Annotated in this window: 12 protein-coding genes, 2 tRNA genes and 1 other RNA gene; 3 read left to right on the top strand and 12 right to left on the bottom strand. The window is 68.3% G+C overall.

Features of this window, described 5'->3' with window-relative positions:
- Positions 1-118 precede the first annotated feature (118 nt).
- Positions 119-1,180: an AI-2E family transporter gene (locus KBO27_RS26415; RefSeq protein ID WP_210972550.1), complete on the bottom strand. Its 1,062-nt coding sequence runs from the start codon at positions 1,178-1,180 to the stop codon at positions 119-121.
- A 217-nt stretch (positions 1,181-1,397) separates the two neighbouring features.
- Between KBO27_RS26415 and KBO27_RS26410 the strand changes: the two genes are divergently transcribed.
- Entirely contained in the window at positions 1,398-3,299 is a 1,902-nt protein-coding gene (locus tag KBO27_RS26410) for an alkyl/aryl-sulfatase (RefSeq protein WP_210972549.1), read from the top strand.
- Positions 3,300-3,616: 317 nt separating this feature from the next.
- On the opposite strand, the gene ssrA is transcribed toward KBO27_RS26410, so the two are convergent.
- From ssrA to KBO27_RS26375, 7 genes are all read right to left on the bottom strand, one after another.
- Positions 3,617-3,986, bottom strand: a transfer-messenger RNA (tmRNA) gene (ssrA, locus tag KBO27_RS26405).
- Between the two features lie 85 nt (positions 3,987-4,071).
- Positions 4,072-4,974, bottom strand: a complete 903-nt coding sequence (locus KBO27_RS26400) for an amidohydrolase family protein (RefSeq protein ID WP_210972548.1) — start codon at positions 4,972-4,974, stop codon at positions 4,072-4,074.
- A gap of 1 nt (position 4,975) precedes the next feature.
- Entirely contained in the window at positions 4,976-5,452 is a 477-nt protein-coding gene (smpB, locus tag KBO27_RS26395) for an SsrA-binding protein SmpB (RefSeq protein ID WP_132672953.1), read from the bottom strand.
- Positions 5,453-5,530: 78 nt separating this feature from the next.
- Positions 5,531-6,433 (bottom strand): permease-like cell division protein FtsX, encoded by a 903-nt coding sequence (ftsX, locus tag KBO27_RS26390; RefSeq protein ID WP_132681663.1) that lies wholly within the window; start codon positions 6,431-6,433, stop codon positions 5,531-5,533.
- Between the two features lie 74 nt (positions 6,434-6,507).
- Complete coding sequence (ftsE, locus tag KBO27_RS26385) at positions 6,508-7,197, bottom strand: cell division ATP-binding protein FtsE (protein WP_132625127.1); 690 nt, start codon at positions 7,195-7,197, stop codon at positions 6,508-6,510.
- A gap of 102 nt (positions 7,198-7,299) precedes the next feature.
- Positions 7,300-8,406, bottom strand: a complete 1,107-nt coding sequence (gene prfB, locus KBO27_RS26380; RefSeq protein ID WP_210972547.1) for a peptide chain release factor 2 — start codon at positions 8,404-8,406, stop codon at positions 7,300-7,302.
- Positions 8,407-8,539: 133 nt separating this feature from the next.
- Positions 8,540-9,037 (bottom strand): PadR family transcriptional regulator, encoded by a 498-nt coding sequence (locus KBO27_RS26375; protein WP_132672950.1) that lies wholly within the window; start codon positions 9,035-9,037, stop codon positions 8,540-8,542.
- 357 nt (positions 9,038-9,394) lie between these two features.
- Between KBO27_RS26375 and KBO27_RS26370 the strand changes: the two genes are divergently transcribed.
- The gene (locus KBO27_RS26370; protein WP_210972546.1) at positions 9,395-9,619 is read left to right on the top strand and encodes a hypothetical protein; all 225 of its coding nucleotides are present in this window, start codon (positions 9,395-9,397) and stop codon (positions 9,617-9,619) included.
- A 48-nt stretch (positions 9,620-9,667) separates the two neighbouring features.
- Here the strand turns inward: KBO27_RS26370 and KBO27_RS26365 are convergent.
- From KBO27_RS26365 to KBO27_RS26355, 3 genes are all read right to left on the bottom strand, one after another.
- Positions 9,668-9,741: transfer RNA gene (locus KBO27_RS26365), tRNA-Met, on the bottom strand.
- Between the two features lie 250 nt (positions 9,742-9,991).
- Positions 9,992-10,065: transfer RNA gene (locus KBO27_RS26360), tRNA-Met, on the bottom strand.
- Between the two features lie 182 nt (positions 10,066-10,247).
- Complete coding sequence (locus KBO27_RS26355) at positions 10,248-13,130, bottom strand: UPF0182 family protein (RefSeq protein WP_210972623.1); 2,883 nt, start codon at positions 13,128-13,130, stop codon at positions 10,248-10,250.
- 210 nt (positions 13,131-13,340) lie between these two features.
- On the opposite strand from KBO27_RS26355, the gene KBO27_RS26350 reads away from it, so the two are divergent.
- Positions 13,341-13,856, top strand: coding sequence for a PPA1309 family protein (locus tag KBO27_RS26350; protein ID WP_132625137.1), 516 nt, complete (start codon positions 13,341-13,343; stop codon positions 13,854-13,856).
- 75 nt (positions 13,857-13,931) lie between these two features.
- On the opposite strand, the gene KBO27_RS26345 is transcribed toward KBO27_RS26350, so the two are convergent.
- Positions 13,932-14,966 (bottom strand): YlbL family protein, encoded by a 1,035-nt coding sequence (locus tag KBO27_RS26345; RefSeq protein WP_307870627.1) that lies wholly within the window; start codon positions 14,964-14,966, stop codon positions 13,932-13,934.
- Between the last annotated feature and the right edge of the window lie 14 nt (positions 14,967-14,980).

The following is a 14,980-nucleotide window of genomic DNA, read 5'->3' as shown; positions in this document are numbered from 1 at the left end:
GAACGCCTCCTCCTCGCCGAGGTGTTGTTGGGCCAGCATCACTCCGTTTCCCCGAATCCGCAGCCTGACCAGGACTTTCGGCCCGGTGCACAACATCGTCGCCGAGCGTCTCCGGGGATCACGTCGCGCTCTCCCGCATCTCGACCCGCGCGTGGTGGACGAGAACCTTCAACGCGGCGGCCACCGGCAGCGCCAGCATCGCGCCGAGCACACCGGCCAGCGCACCTCCGACGAGGATCGCGACGAACGCCCCCAGCGGGCTCAGCTCGACGGTCCGGGCGAACACCCGCGGTGCGATCAGGTAATTCTCCACCGCCTGGTAGACGACGAAGAACAGCAACGTGATGACGGCCGGCGAGAGCCCCTGGCTCAACGCCACCAACGTCGCTACCAGCGAGGCCAGCGTCGCGCCGATCTGCGGGATCGTGTCCAGCAGCGCGACCGCCACCGCGAGCAGCGCGGGATAGGGCACGCCCACGATCAGGAAGAACACGTACGACGCGGCACCGGCGCACAACGACACGACGATCTGACCGGTGACGTAGCCGCCGACCCGTCCCATCGCGGCTCGCAAGGCGTCCGCCCGGCCCGGGTGCCCTTCGCCGGAGCGGTCCACGGCGCTGTGGAGCCGCGGCATGGCGAGCGAGAAGTAGACCATCAGCGCGCCCGCGGTGCAGGCGGCGAAGACACCGCCGAAAACCACTCCCAGCGCGGCGAACCCAGCCGTGAGCGCCTGCACGGCGACGCTCGCCGCGCTGCTCGCCGCCGCCTTGACCTGCTCGTGCAAGGCCGGATCGCGCAGATGGGCGCGCAGCTCACCGGATTCGAGGTTCGCCCCGACTCCGGACACCAGGTTCGGGACGCGCTCGACGAAGTGGCCGATCTGGCTGAACGCGGGGACGAGCACCAGCAGGATCGCCGCTCCGAGGAAGATCAGCAGCCCCAGCACGACCGCACCGACCGCCAGACCGCGTCGCCACCGATGCCGCTGCAACCAGCCGACCACCGGCTCCACGCCGAGGGCGAGGAAGAAGCCCAGGAACACCAGCACGAGCATGCCGCGAACGGTGTAGGCGAGGACCGCGAGCACGCCCACGGCCAAGTACACGCAGGCGATCTGCGCGTGGCGCAGCAGCGGAACCGGTCCGTCCCGCCGTTCCCCCGACGCGTTCGCCGCCATCCGCACCGCCCTCCCGAGCGCCCGAACCGAGCGTAGGTTCCCGCGCTGCGCGCGCATTCCGAACGCGAGCCCGCACCTCCCACCTGCGCCTTGCTCGTGTCACCCGGACGGGTCGGCACGCGGCCTGCCGGGCCCGGTTGGCGCCCGCGGACGTCCCCGGTGACGATGGCCGGAGGTCGCCGAGGCGGTGTCAGAGCCCGCCGAACGGGAGGTCGTGATGTCCCTGGAAACCGGTTCTCAGCCCGCCCGACCGGCGATCGCGGCGGGCAACGCGGCGGTGCGGGAGATGTTCCCGTTCGACGACACGCGCGACCTCGACGACGCCCGCCGCGGCTTCCTCGGCACCGCCGAGGACCCGCTCATCCGCGACTCGTCGGGGACCGTCGTGTGGGACCTGGACGCCTACGGATTCCTCGCCGAGGACTGCCCCGACACGGCCAACCCCAGTCTGTGGCGGCAGAGCCGGTTGTGCGTCGAGCACGGGCTCTTCGAGGTCGTGGAGGGCATCTACCAGGTCCGCGGATTCGACCTGTCCAACATGACGGTCGTGGAAGGGTCCCGCGGAATCCTGGTCATCGACCCGCTGCTGTCCGCGGAGACGGCCGCCGCGGCTCTCTCGCTCTACCGGCGTCACCGAGGCGACCGCCCGGTGACCGGTGTGCTCTACACGCACAGCCACGCCGACCACTTCGGCGGAGTGCGCGGTGTCGTCACCGAGGCGGAGCTCGCGGCCGGGATCCCGGTGCTCGCACCGCGAGGATTCCTGGCGCACGCGGTCAGCGAGAACGTCTACGCCGGCACCGCCATGGCCCGCCGCGCGGCCTACATGTACGGAGCCGCGCTGGCCAAGGGGCCGCAGGGGCAGATCGGCGCGGGTCTGGGCCCGACCACCTCGACCGGTGCTCTCGGCATGGTGCCGCCGACCCACGACATCGCCGAGACCGGCCAGTCGGAGACGGTCGACGGGATCCGGATGGTCTTCCAGCTCACCCCGGGCACCGAGGCCCCGGCCGAGCTCAACATCCACTTCCCGGACCACGCCGCGCTGTGCATGGCCGAGAACGCCACCCACAACCTGCACAACCTGCTGACGCTGCGCGGAGCGGAGGTGCGCGACCCGCACGCCTGGGCGTACTACCTCACCGAGGCCATCGACCTGTTCGCCGAGGGTTCCGACATCGCCTTCGCCTCCCACCACTGGCCCGTGGTCGGCCGCGACCGGGTCGTCGAGTTCCTCTCCGAGCAGCGCGACCTCTACGCCTACCTGCACGACCAGACGCTGCGGATGATCAACGAGGGCATGACGCCGCTGGAGATCGCCGAGCGGATGGAGATGCCTCCCGGGCTGGAACGCGCCTGGCACACCCACGGGTACTACGGCTCGGTCAGCCACAACACCAAGGCGATCTACCAGAAGTACCTGGGCTGGTTCGACGGCAACCCCGCACACCTGTGGGAGCACCCTCCTGCCGAGGCCGCCGAGCGGTACGTGGAGTTCATGGGCGGCGCCGACGAGGTGGTCCGACGAGCCCGCGAGTCCTTCGAGAAGGGTGACTTCCGCTGGGTCGTGCAGGTCGTCAACCACGTGGTGTTCGCCCGGCCCGACCACGAGGAGGCCCGGGCGCTGCAGGCGGACGCCCTGGAGCAGCTCGGCTACGGCTGCGAGAACGGCCCCTGGCGCAACTTCTACCTCATGGGAGCGCACGAACTGCGCCACGGACCGGTCGGCACGCCCACGGTGACCTCGTCACCGGACGTGCTCCGCGCGCTGGACCTGGACCAGCTCTTCGCGGCGCTGGCCATCAGGGTGGACGGTCCGAAGTGCTGGGACGCGGACATCACGATCCGCTGGAACGTCGACGGCGGCCGGACGCACACCCAGCGCCTCCGCAACGGGGTCATGGTCCACATCAGGGGAACCGGTCCGGCGGCAGGCCAACCCGACGCCGAGGTCACCCTCGAAGAGCAGGACCTCCGAAAAGTCCTCCTCGGCACCACGACCACCGACGACCTGGCTGCCCAAGGCCGCGCCACAACAACCGGAAACCCGAAAAGAATCACCGAACTCTTCAACTACCTGGCAAACCCGAACCCGAACTTCACCATCGTCACCCCGTGAACGCGGGGAAGAAGCGGCAGACGAGACCAGAGCGCGAAGCCGGGTCCGTGCGAAGACCAGGCCGGGAACGCCCCGACGGCGAGCCAACACGACCGAGCGAGACGGTTCACGCATTCCGCGAACACACCCGAGGGCCGCCGAGCCAACCCCAAAGCACGGCGAGCTCGTTCGTGAGCAGGCCGGGAACGCATCTCCACCCAAGGAGCCGACGAAACGCAGCCACCGCACCGTGGGGGCCTGCGGGGGCTCGGCCCCCGCAACCAACACGACGGGGCGAGATGGTTCGCGCATTCCGCGAACACACCCCGCCCCGAGGTCCGTGGAGGTGCCGGGAATCGAACCCGGGTCCTCCGTCGCTTCACCAAGGCTTCTCCGTGCGCAGTCCGCTATGCCTCTACTCGGCTCCACCGGTCACGCGAACCAGCCGGTGTGACGAGCCCAGTCGCTGTTTGATGTCCCACGAGGTTCCGCGACCGAACCTCGCAGTGGAGCCTCCTAGCTGATGCCGGATTCCGGGACGGAGGCGTTCCCGGTCCGACAGAGTCGCTCCTCGCTCAGGCGGCGAGGGCGAACTCGCGCTGACTCTTGTCGGCGCTTATTAGTTTGCGGCGACGCTCACGGTGGTCTCCCGCCTGCACCGGCACGCTTCCCAAGGATCAACGTACGGAGTCGAAACCGTTCACCCCCATGTCCATGCTCCACTTGCTACCGGTTTTCGAACCGGTGTCCAACAGGATAACGCGTCGGGCCCCGGCGATCATTCCCATATCCCTCATACCTTCAAGCCCAGCAGCTTCGCCGGTGTGTCGTGCAGCACCGCGCGCAGGAACGGCTTGCCGAGTCGAGGGTCGCCGCCGGCCCAGTCGGCGATGGCGGCGAGCTGGTCGGCGTACTGGTACGGGATGTTCGGGTAGTCGGTGCCCAGCACGATCCGGTCGGGGTGCGCGGCGATCCGGGCGGCCCAGTCCTTGGGCAGCGGCGCGAACTTCTCGCTGAACGCGACACCGACCATGGTCGTGTCCAGGTGAACCCGCGGATAGCGCTCCACCAGGTTCAACGCCGCCAGGTAGTCGGGCATTCCGGCGTGCGCCAGCACCGCGGTCAGCCTCGGGTGCCTGCGCAGCACGCCCTCGAAGACGTCCAGCCCGGTGTAGGCGCCGGCGATCGGACCGTTCCCGCAGTGCACGACGACCGGCACGCCGGTCTCGCCGAGCAGGCCCCACGCCTGGTCCAGCAGCGGGTCGCGCGGGTCGAACGACCCCACCTGGACGTGCATCTTCACGCAGCGGGCACCCGCGTCCAGCGCGCGAGCGAGGTAGTCGCCCACGCCGGGTTCGGGGTAGATGGTGGCGGTGGGAACCGCATCCGGCGTGCGCTGGGCGAAGTCGCGAACCCAGTCGTTGAGCCACGCGGCCATCGCGGGCTTGTGCGCGTAGACCAGCGGGGCGAACGCCCGCAGCCCGAACTCGCGCAGCAGCCGCACCCGGGTGGACTCGTCGTGCCGGTAGAAGATGTCCCACCGCATCCCGTAGTGCTCGGAGGCGTTGTCGAAGTACGCCCACACCTTGTCCAGCACGTTCGGCGGCAGGAAGTGGGTGTGGATGTCGACCAGACCCGGCAAGCCGAGTTCGTCCAGCCAAGCGGGGATTCGGTTGTCGTCTTGCGGTGCCGTCAAGTCAGCGCCGGCCCTTTCGCGCGCGCCCGATGGCGCGCTGGATCTCGCGTTCCATATCGCGCTTGGCGATGTCCTGACGCTTGTCGTGCGCCTTCTTGCCTCGCGCCAGCGCGAGCTCGACCTTGGCCTTGCCGTCGCTGAAGTACAGCGACATCGGCACCAGGCTCAGCCCGCTCTCCTTGATCTTGCCGACAAGCCGCTCGATCTCGTGCCGGTGCAGCAGGAGCTTGCGGGAGCGCCGCGGTTCGTGGTTGGTCCATGTCCCCTCGGTGTACTCGGGGATGTGGACGTTGCGCAGCCACACCTCGCCGTCGTCCACAGTGGCGAAGCCGTCGACGAGCTGCGCCTTGCCCTGGCGCAGGCTCTTGACCTCGGTCCCGGTCAGCGCGATGCCGGCCTCGTAGACGTCGAGCACCGACCAGTCATGCCGCGCCTTGCGGTTCTGCGAGATGACCTTGCGGCCGCGTTCCTTCACCATGCGAACAACTCTAGTCCTCGTGTCACCCGGTTAAGCCGAACTCGGCGACCCCTTCCGCAGGGGCCGCCGAGCACCAGGCTACAGCCGCACGTACAGGCGGAGCGTGACGTAACCGGTGACCGCGGAGATCGCCCCCGCGACCAGCAGCAGGATCGGCGAGATCAGCGCGATGTCGCCCCATTCGACGGCCGGGATGATGCCGGTGCCCAGCACCGGCCCCATGACCCTGTCGATGAACGCCGCCTTCGCGATCAGCAGGCCGGCGATCGCCAGCACCGCACCGATCAGACCCGACACCATCGCTTCCAGGAGGAACGGCAGCTGCGTGTACCAGCGGGTCGCGCCCACCAGGCGCATGATGCCGGTCTCCGTGCGTCGGGTGAACGCCGAGAGCTGAATGGTGTTGGAGATCAGCAGCAGCGCGGCCAACGCCTGCACCAGCGCGATCGAGAACGTCGCGTTGCGGACGCCGTTGAGGATGTCGAACAGCCTGTCCAGGTACTCCGCCTGGTCGACGACGCTGTCCACGCCCGGTTTGCTGGCGAATTCGGCCTGGATCTGCGGGAAGCGCTCCTGGTCGGTGAGCTTCACGCGCAGCGAGGCCGGCATCGCCTCGGCGCGGGCCACGTCCTTGAGCTCCGGCTGCGACTCGAAGACCTTGTTGAAGCTGGCGAACGCCTGCTCCCGGTTCTCGTACTTGACCGACTCGACGCCCTCGGCCTTCTTGAGCGACGACATGACCGAGGCGCAGGGCTGCTGGCTGCAGTCGGTGTCATTGGCGCTGACGTCGTCGGTCATGAACACCACGACCTCGACGCGGTCCTGGTAGGTGTCCTGCATCTTGTCGATGAGCCGGACCACCAGCAGACCGCCACCGAGCAGACCCACCGAGATGGCGGTCGTCAGGATCATCGCGATGGTCATCGTCACGTTGCGCCGAAGGCCGTTGACGACCTCGCTGAATACGAAGCTCGCACGCATCTTGGGTCAGCTTTCCTGCCGTTCGGGGGTGTGTGTCCTCGGGTGCACGGGCCGGGCGATCGGGTCGCGCCGGATCAGCGGCCGACGCCGTACACGCCACGGGCGTCGTCGCGGATGACCCGGCCGAGGCTGAGCTCCACGACGCGACGGCGCATCGAGTCGACGATGCCGTGGTCGTGCGTGGCCATCACGACGGTGGTGCCGGTGCGGTTGATCCGCTCCAGCAGCAGCATGATGTCCTGGCTCGTGTCGGGGTCCAGGTTTCCCGTCGGCTCATCGCACAGCAGCACCAGCGGCCGGTTGACGAAGGCGCGCGCGATGGCGACGCGCTGCTGCTCACCACCGGAGAGCTCGTTGGGCATCCGGTCGGCCTTGCCGTCGAGGCCCACCAGCTGCAGCACCTGCGGCACCACGCGCTGGATGTCGGCGCGCGGCTTGCCGATGACCTCCAGCGCGAACGCGACGTTCTCGGCCACGGTCTTGTTGTTCAGCAGCCGGAAGTCCTGGAAGACGCAGCCGATGCGCTGACGCAGCCGGGGAACCCGGCGGCGGGGCAGCTTCGCGACGTTCCAGTCCGCGACGAAGACCCGGCCACGGCTGGGCACATCCTCGCGCAGCAGGAGGCGCATGAACGTCGACTTCCCGGAGCCCGATGGCCCGATGAGGAACACGAACTCGCCCTTGTCGATGCCCACAGAGACATCGTCGAGAGCGGGCCGGGTCGACGTCTTGTACGTCTTGGACACGTGCTCAAGGCGGATCACGGCCGGGAGTTTACCCCCGCCCGATAGGGCGACCCACACTCACCCACAGAGGTGGTCGCACCACTTGTGACCAGGGATTTTGACGGACGCGCTGGGCGTCGATCAGGCCACGCTCTGCTGCTGGCGGCGCCAGCGGATCCCGGCTTCCAGGAAACCGTCGATGTCGCCGTCGAGAACCGCGTCGGGATTGCCCACCTCGTGCTCGGTCCGCAGGTCCTTGACCATCTGGTACGGGTGCAGCACGTAGGAGCGCATCTGGTTGCCCCAGCTGGAGCCGCCGTCCTTGAGGGCGTCGAGCTCGGCGCGCTCCTCCTCCTTCTTGCGGGCCAGCAGCTTGGACTGGAGCACGCGCATCGCGGCGGCCTTGTTCTGCAGCTGCGACTTCTCGTTCTGGCAGGACACCACCACGCCGGTCGGGATGTGCGTGATGCGCACGGCCGAGTCGGTGGTGTTCACGCTCTGCCCGCCGGGACCGGAGGAGCGGAAGACGTCGACGCGGATGTCCTTCTCCGGGATCTCGACGTGGTCGGTCTCCTCGACGACCGGCAGCACCTCGACACCGGCGAAGGAGGTCTGGCGGCGGCCCTGGTTGTCGAACGGCGAGATCCGCACCAGGCGGTGCGTGCCCTGCTCGATGGACAGGGTGCCGTAGGCGTAGGGCGCGTTGACCCGGAACGTCGCCGACTTCAGGCCGGCCTCTTCGGCGTAGGAGGTGTCGTAGACCTCGGCCGGGTAGGAGTGCCGCTCGGCCCAGCGCAGGTACATGCGCATCAGCATCTCGGCGAAGTCCGCGGCGTCGACGCCACCGGCCTCGGCGCGGATGGTGACCATCGCTTCGCGCTGGTCGTACTCGCCGGAGAGCAGGGTCCGGACTTCCAGGGTTTCGAGGTCCTTGGCGAGGCGGTCGCGCTCCTCGTCGGCCTCGGCCAGACCGGAGCTGTCGTCCTCGTCCTCGCTGAGCTCGTAGAGGACTTCGAGGTCCTCGACGCGCTGGCGGAGTTCGGAGATGCGGCGCAGGTCGGCCTGCCGGTGCACGAGCCGGCTGCTGACGCGCTGCGCGTTCTCGACGTCGTCCCAGAGATCGGGCCTGGCCGCCTCCTGCTCCAGCTCGGAGATCTCCGCGCGGAGTGCGTCGAGATCCATCACGCTCTCGATGCCTTCGAGCGTGTTGGACAGTTCCTTGAGGGAGGCCGCGACGTCGGGATTCACAGTGCTCAGGGTACTTCACCGGTGAGCGGCCGCCCACGAGGACGGCACTGATCGGCTTTCTCCTGCGGGCGAACGCGAACAACGGCTGCGCCGATCGAGCGGCGCAGCCGTTGTTCGCGAGCGGACCCGGGGCTCAGTCGGGGATGGAATCCAGGAGCTTGTTGATGGCGCGGTTGTAAGCGACGGTGAAGTCGGCGGCGGCCTTCTCGTAGGGGTCGCCCGCCGTCTTGGCGGCGTTGCGGGCCTCGTCCATCTTCACCGCGGTCTGCGCGCGGGCGGACTCGACGAGCGCGGCGCGCTGGCGCGGGGTGAGGGTGCCGGAGTAGACCAGCTTGAGGATCAGCGGGCTGCGGACGTTGTCAGGCCCGGGCGCGGTGTTCAGCCACGACTTGAAGGCCTTCTTCCCCGCGGCCGTGATCGCGTACTGCTGACTGGAGCGCGGTCCCTGCTTGCCGAGGCGCAGCAGACCGTCCTCGGTCAGCGCGGGCAGCTCGCGGTACACCTGGCTGCGGGTGACGCTGAAGAACCCGGCGAAGCGCTCGGTGGCCGCGGCGACCAGCTGGCCACCGGTCTTCGGCCCTTCGTGCAGTAGTCCCAACAGGGCAGCGGATGTCGCATTCAGCTCGCTCACGACACCAACGGTGCCACGTCCCGACGGAGCTGTCCACAGTGGTCGGCGCTTCTGTCCACAGTGGTTGCACTTGACTGGTCCGAGTGGACGAACCATTCCGCCATTGGTTCCAGGACGGGATTACCGGTTTTTCGGCGCGCGGGGGCTCGATGATCACAGATCCCACCCGAATGCAGCCCTGGTAGATGCACGCATTGCAACCGCCCGGCCGTTCGTTCGCCTGTATGGGGGTTCTTGGCCGCGCAATGAGGTGCTATCACGTTCTGAAACTGCACAACTACAGGTGGTAACCCTCACGCTGCTGTTGGCCGCCGGGTCGCCGGCGGGCGCACGGCATGGAAAGCAGGAGGTTCGGGCGTGCATCGCAGTTGGTTGCGTACCAAGGTCAACGAGAGCAAGGAGAAGGTGACCCAGAAGGTCACCGAACGAGCCAAGTCCATGGTCCCGGTGCAGCGCGGCGCCGAGACGGACTCCTGCATGGTCTGCGGCCGCACCATGCGCCAAACGGCCGTGGTCCGAGGCGACGGCAGGGTCTGCTCCCCCGGCTGCGCCCGCAAGTGGGCCGAAGGCCTGAAGGACTGAAGGCAGAAGAAAAGTGCCTCCGGATGACCGGAGGCACTTTTTCTCTCGTAGCGGGGACAGGATTTGAACCTGCGACCTCTGGGTTATGAGCCCAGCGAGCTACCGAACTGCTCCACCCCGCGCCGTCGGCTGAAGTTTCCAGCCGCTTCGTTCTGTTGTAAATGGAACTCTACACCCCCGAAAACCGCTCTTCACACGGGGGTCCCGAAACCGATTTCCCCAGCTCAAGAAGCCGGAAACCCAGCGGTCACGATCAGCCCGAAGGCAACCACCGCACCGTGGGGGCTTACGGGGACTCGGCCCCCGTAAAGACATCGAAGAAAAGGGAAAGTCCCCCTCGGCGAAGCCAAGGGGGACTGAACACCAAACCAGTAGCGGGGACAGGATTTGAACCTGCGACCTCTGGGTTATGAGCCCAGCGAGCTACCGAACTGCTCCACCCCGCGCCGTCGGCTGAAGTTTCCAGCCGCTTCGTTCTGTTGTAGGTACTAGCTTACGGACCGGGTCACGGCCGTTCAAACCGGGGGTGGCTAAGCGCTCCGCACCCGCCCTGACCTGGCCTTCAGATGCGTCGGCGGGGGGGGGACCGCCCCGGGGGCCCCCCCCCGCCGACTTCCACACGGACGGCTCAGCCGCCGGTGCCCTGCCCCTGCTCGAAGCTCTTGATGGCATCGTCGAGCTGCTGGTACGCCTGGCCCATCTCGGCGAAGTTGCCGGACTGCTGGGCCTTGCGGACCCGTTCCAGCGCCTCGCGGATCGCGCCGATCTCCTGGCTGGCCTCCGGCGTCCCCGGTGCGGGCGGCTGCCCCGGCTGCTGGGGCTGCCCCTCGGGCGTGCCCGGCTGGGTCCCCTGGCCCGCTCCGGAACCGAAGACCTGGTCGAGCGCCCCCTGCAAGGTCTCGGAGAAGCCGACCTTGCCGCCGAAGGACACCAGCACCCGCGCGAGCTGCGGGTACGACTCCTGCTCGTTGCGCTGGATGTAGATGGGCTCGATGTAGAGCAGCCCACCGGCCACCGGCAGCGTGAGCAGGTTGCCGAAGATCGCCGTGACGTTCGGGTTGTTGAACAGCGTCCGGTTCTCGGTGACCTCGGGGGTCGACTCCATCTGGTTCTGGACCTGGTTCGGACCCGGGGTAAGCGTGTTCGTCGGCAGCCGCAGCACGGTCATCTGCCCGTAGTTCTGCGGGTCCGAGGACACCGACACCCACGCCGAGAGGTTCTGCCTCCGCAGCGCGGTCAGAGCGCTGGTCAGCTGGAAGTTCGGCTGCTCCTGGCCTTCGACCTGGGCGAGCACGTAGTAGGGCGGCTGCTGGCCCTCGCTGCTGCCGACGGTGCCGCGAGCCGTCGGGTCGTTGGGCACCTCCCAGAAGGTCTGGGTGGAGAAGAAGTCGCCCGGGTTGTCCACGTGGTACTCGGTCAGCAACTTGCGCTGCACCTTGAACATGTCCTCCGGGTACCGGAAGTGCTCGCGCAGCTCCGGCGAGATGGCGCTGGCCGGCTTGACCACGCCGGGGAACACGCCCTCCCAGGTCTTGAGGACCGGGTCGTTCTCGTCGGTGGCGTAGAGGTCGACGGTGCCGTCGTAGGCGTCGACCGTGGCCTTGACCGAGTTGCGGATGTAGTTGATCTGCTGGTTGGGCTGGCGCTCGACGCCCGTGAGGGTGTCGTTGGTGGCCTCGCCCAGCTCGGTCAGCTTCGAGTACGGGTAGTTGTTCAGCGTGGTGTAGCCGTCGACGATCCACTTGACGCGGCCGTCCACCACCGCCGGGTACGGGTCGCCGTCGAGCTTGAGCCACGGCGCGACCTTCTGGACGCGGTCGCGCGGGTTGCGCTCGTAGATCAGCTTCGAGTTCTCGCCGATCACACCGCTGAACAGGAAGTTCCGCTCGCCGTAGTAGGCGGCGAAGGCCAGCCGCTGGAACGGGTTGGAGATCGGCACGCCGCCGCGGCCGTCGTAGGTGAACTGCTGGGTGTCGGTGTCGTACTCGCGCGGGGCCTCACCCGGGTTGCCGCCGACGATGGCGTAGTCGTCGGGACCGAGGAGCTCGCCGTAGTACACGCGCGGCTGCTCGACCGGGATGCCGCCCTGGCCCTTGTTGGCGACGTCGCTGATCTGGAAGACCGGGTAGCCGCCCTGCGTGGCGCCCTCGTTGAAGGTCGAGTCGACCCGGTCGGCCGGTGCGGCGATGAAGCCGTTGCCGTGGGTGTAGACGGTGTGCCGGTTGATCCAGTTCTGCTGGTTGACCGCCAGGCCGTCGGTGTTGATCTCGCGCAGCGCGACCAAGTAGTCCTGCAGCTGCCCGTTGGCGTCCCGGTAGCGGTCGACGTCGAGCTTGTCGGGGAAGCCGTAGAAGTTGTACTGCTGCGTGAGCTGCGTGAACGTCGCCGACAGCACGTTGGGGTCGAGCAGCCGGATGTTGGGGATGGTGCCCTTGTCGTCGGCGACCTCGCTGGGCTGCAGCTGCGTCTTGCCCGGGTAGTCGACGAAGTTGACCTTGTCGTCGCCGATGCCGAACGCGGACTTGGTGGCCGCCAGGTTGCGCTCGATGGAGACGGCCTCGCGCTGGTTGGCGTTCGGGCGGACCGAGAACTGCTCCAGCAGCGCCGGCCACACCGCGCCGACCACGACGCTGGACAGCAGCAGCAGGACCGTCGCCAGCGCCGGGATCTGCAGGTTCTTCAGGAAGATCACCGAGAAGAACGCCAGCGCGCAGAACACCGCGATGCACATCAGGATCAGCTTCGCCGGCATCACCGCGTTGAGGTCGGTGTAGCTGGCGCCGGTGAACAGGTTGTTGCGCTGGGACAGCAGCAGGTCGTACCGGTCGAAGAAGTAGTCGACCGCCTTGAGCAGCACGAACAGCCCGGCCAGCACGCCGAGCTGGACCCGCGCGGGCATCGACAGCTGGCCGCTGCGGCCGGTGAGCCGGATGCCGCCGAAGATGTAGTGGGTGACCAGCGCACCGAGGAACGACACGGTGACCGCGATGAACGCCCAGGACAGCACCATGCGCCAGAACGGCAGCTGGAAGACGTAGAAGCTGATGTCCTTGCCGAACTCCGGGTCGGTCTGCCCGAACGGGACGCTGTGCAGGAACAGCTGCAGCGTCTGCCAGTCGGCCTGCGCGGCCAGCCCGCCGATCACGGCGATCAGGATCGGCACGCCCAGGCCGAACAGCCGGGAGTGCTCGGTGATGACCGTGCGGTAGCGGGTCAGCGGGTCGTCCGGGCCGCTGACCGGGACGAACACCGGGCGGTTGCGGTAGGCGATCCAGAGGTTGAGCAGCAGCACCCCGCCGAGGAAGACGGCGGCCACGATGCCCAGACCGAGTCGCGAGGCGACCTGCGTGGTGAAGACCTGTCGGTATCCGACCTCGCCGAACCACAACCAGTCGACGTAGGCGCCCAGCAGCCGCGATCCGAGGATCAGGGCGAGCAGGACGACCCCGCCCAGAATCAGCAGGATTCTGCTTCGCCGGGATAGTTTCGGCATTCCTACCGGGGGCCGCATGGCCACAGCGCACGCTCCTGGGGACGGTCAGCTGAACTTGGCAATCGCGTCGGAGAACACGATTCCCTCGTGATGTTCAACTCTACGACCCAGGTGTGAAGTTCCTGGAAGGCCCCGCGCGAACGGTATTTTTCGGACACAGATCGGTATCGATCGGCTCGACTCGGCGCGCCTGCCCCCGTCGGAGGCGGTTCTGCGACGATTGCCGCCATGCCTTCCGCAGAGGAATTGGGGTTCGCCCTTCCCGTCGCGACCCGCGAGGTCGAGGAGTTCGTCGCCTCCGCCGGCTGGGACCAGCCGACGCAGATCTTCGCCCTGGTGGCGACCGAGACGATGATCGCCGCAGCTCCCGAGATGGCCGACCAGCTCGACCCGGTGGCCTCTCCCCTGACGCCGCTGGCGCAGGAGTCGCTGCCCGCCGAGGACCTCGGCGAGGCGCTGGCCCGCATCGAGTGGCCTGAGCAGGTCGTCGGCTGCGCGCTGGTGCAGGAGATCGTCGTGCTGCCGCCGGAGGCGGAGGCCGCGCTGCCGGAGGACGAGGATGGCGCCCGCAAGCTCGCCGCCGAGCACCCCGACCGCCGCGAAGCCCGGCTGGTGGCCGCGGTCCTGCGCGACGGCGGCGGCCAGTCCTGCGTCATGCGGCTGCGCGGCGAGGAGGACGAGGTCTTCAGCGACCCCTCGCTGGCCCCCAACCTGATCAAGGCCCTGAGCGCCACCTTCGCCTGAGCTCGGACTCGTTCTCCGTGGTCGTTCTGCGTGGCGGTGCGACCACGGAGGACGACCACTGGAATCGGTCGTGCCTCAGCAGGCCGCCGGGGCTTGGTTGACGCGGAGCGCTTCCATCGCCTTGGTGGCGTCGACGAGGTTGGCGACCCTGGCGAGCTGGAGGCCGTCGGGGGCCTGGGACTTGGCCTCGGCGCAGTTCTCGGCCGGGACCAGGAAGGTCGTGGCGCCGGCTTCCTTGGCCTTGATCATCTTGAACGGGATGCCGCCGATCGGCCCGACGTTGCCCGCCGGGTCGATCTCGCCGGTGCCCGCGACGAACTTGCCGCCGTTGAGCTCGCCGGGCGTCAGCTTGTCGATGATCGCCAGCGTGAACATCAGGCCGGCCGAGGGGCCGCCCACGTCGGCGAGGCTGATCTTGATCTCGAACGGCACGTCCGGGCGCTCGGTCGCACCCACGCCGAGGAAGCCCTGCGACTGGTCGCCGCCCGGCTGGTCGTTGCGCCCCAGCTGCACGCTGGCGACCTGTTCGGGCTGGTCGGCGCGCTGGTAGCGGATCTCCACCCGGTCGCCGGGCTTGGTCCCGGCCAGCGCGGCCTTCAGCGACGCGGCGTCGGTGACCGGCTTTCCGTTGGCGTTGAGCAGCCGGTCGCCGGGCTCCAGCGTCCCGTCGGCGGGGCTGCCCTTGACGATCTGACCGACGAGCACCTTGTGCGGGTAGCCGAGGAAGCGCAGCGCCGCGGTCTCGGCGGTCGTCTGCGAGTCGTTGAACGCCTCGGTGTTCTCCTGCTCGATCTGCTGCTCGCTCTTGTTCGGCGGGAAGTAGACGTCGCGCGGAGCCAGCGCGTAGCGACCGGAGACCCACAGGCCCAGCGCACCGAACAGCGACAACTGGTCGGTGACCGATACGGTGGTCATGTTCAAGTGACCGGCGGTCGGGTAGGTTTCGTGCCCCTCGACGCCGATCACCGGGTGGTCGCCATCCAGGCCGAGCGTGTCGTACGTCGGCCCGGGGCCCAGCGCCACGAACGGCACCCGCGCGAACGCGCCGAGGAGACCGAAGGCGACAACCAGCACGACACTCGTCAGCAGCGTCCAGGTACGGCGGTTCACGAGGCGACAGCGTA

This window comes from Saccharopolyspora endophytica (assembly GCF_018070075.1).
In the GTDB taxonomy this organism is placed as follows: domain Bacteria; phylum Actinomycetota; class Actinomycetes; order Mycobacteriales; family Pseudonocardiaceae; genus Saccharopolyspora; species Saccharopolyspora endophytica.
The sequence above is the reverse complement of the archived record's forward strand: the minus strand, read 5'-3'. Positions and strand labels throughout refer to the sequence as shown.

What these genes read in the sequence shown, in the direction of transcription:
- smpB (WP_132672953.1), bottom strand. Translation starts at nt 5,452, where the DNA reads ATGGTGAAGGAACGCGGCCGCAAGGTCATCTCGCAGAACCGCAAGGCG.
- KBO27_RS26415 (WP_210972550.1), bottom strand. Translation starts at nt 1,180, where the DNA reads ATGGCGGCGAACGCGTCGGGGGAACGGCGGGACGGACCGGTTCCGCTG.
- KBO27_RS26350 (WP_132625137.1), top strand. Translation starts at nt 13,341, where the DNA reads ATGCCTTCCGCAGAGGAATTGGGGTTCGCCCTTCCCGTCGCGACCCGC.
- KBO27_RS26410 (WP_210972549.1), top strand. Translation starts at nt 1,398, where the DNA reads ATGTCCCTGGAAACCGGTTCTCAGCCCGCCCGACCGGCGATCGCGGCG.
- KBO27_RS26355 (WP_210972623.1), bottom strand. Translation starts at nt 13,130, where the DNA reads ATGCGGCCCCCGGTAGGAATGCCGAAACTATCCCGGCGAAGCAGAATC.
- ftsX (WP_132681663.1), bottom strand. Translation starts at nt 6,433, where the DNA reads ATGCGTGCGAGCTTCGTATTCAGCGAGGTCGTCAACGGCCTTCGGCGC.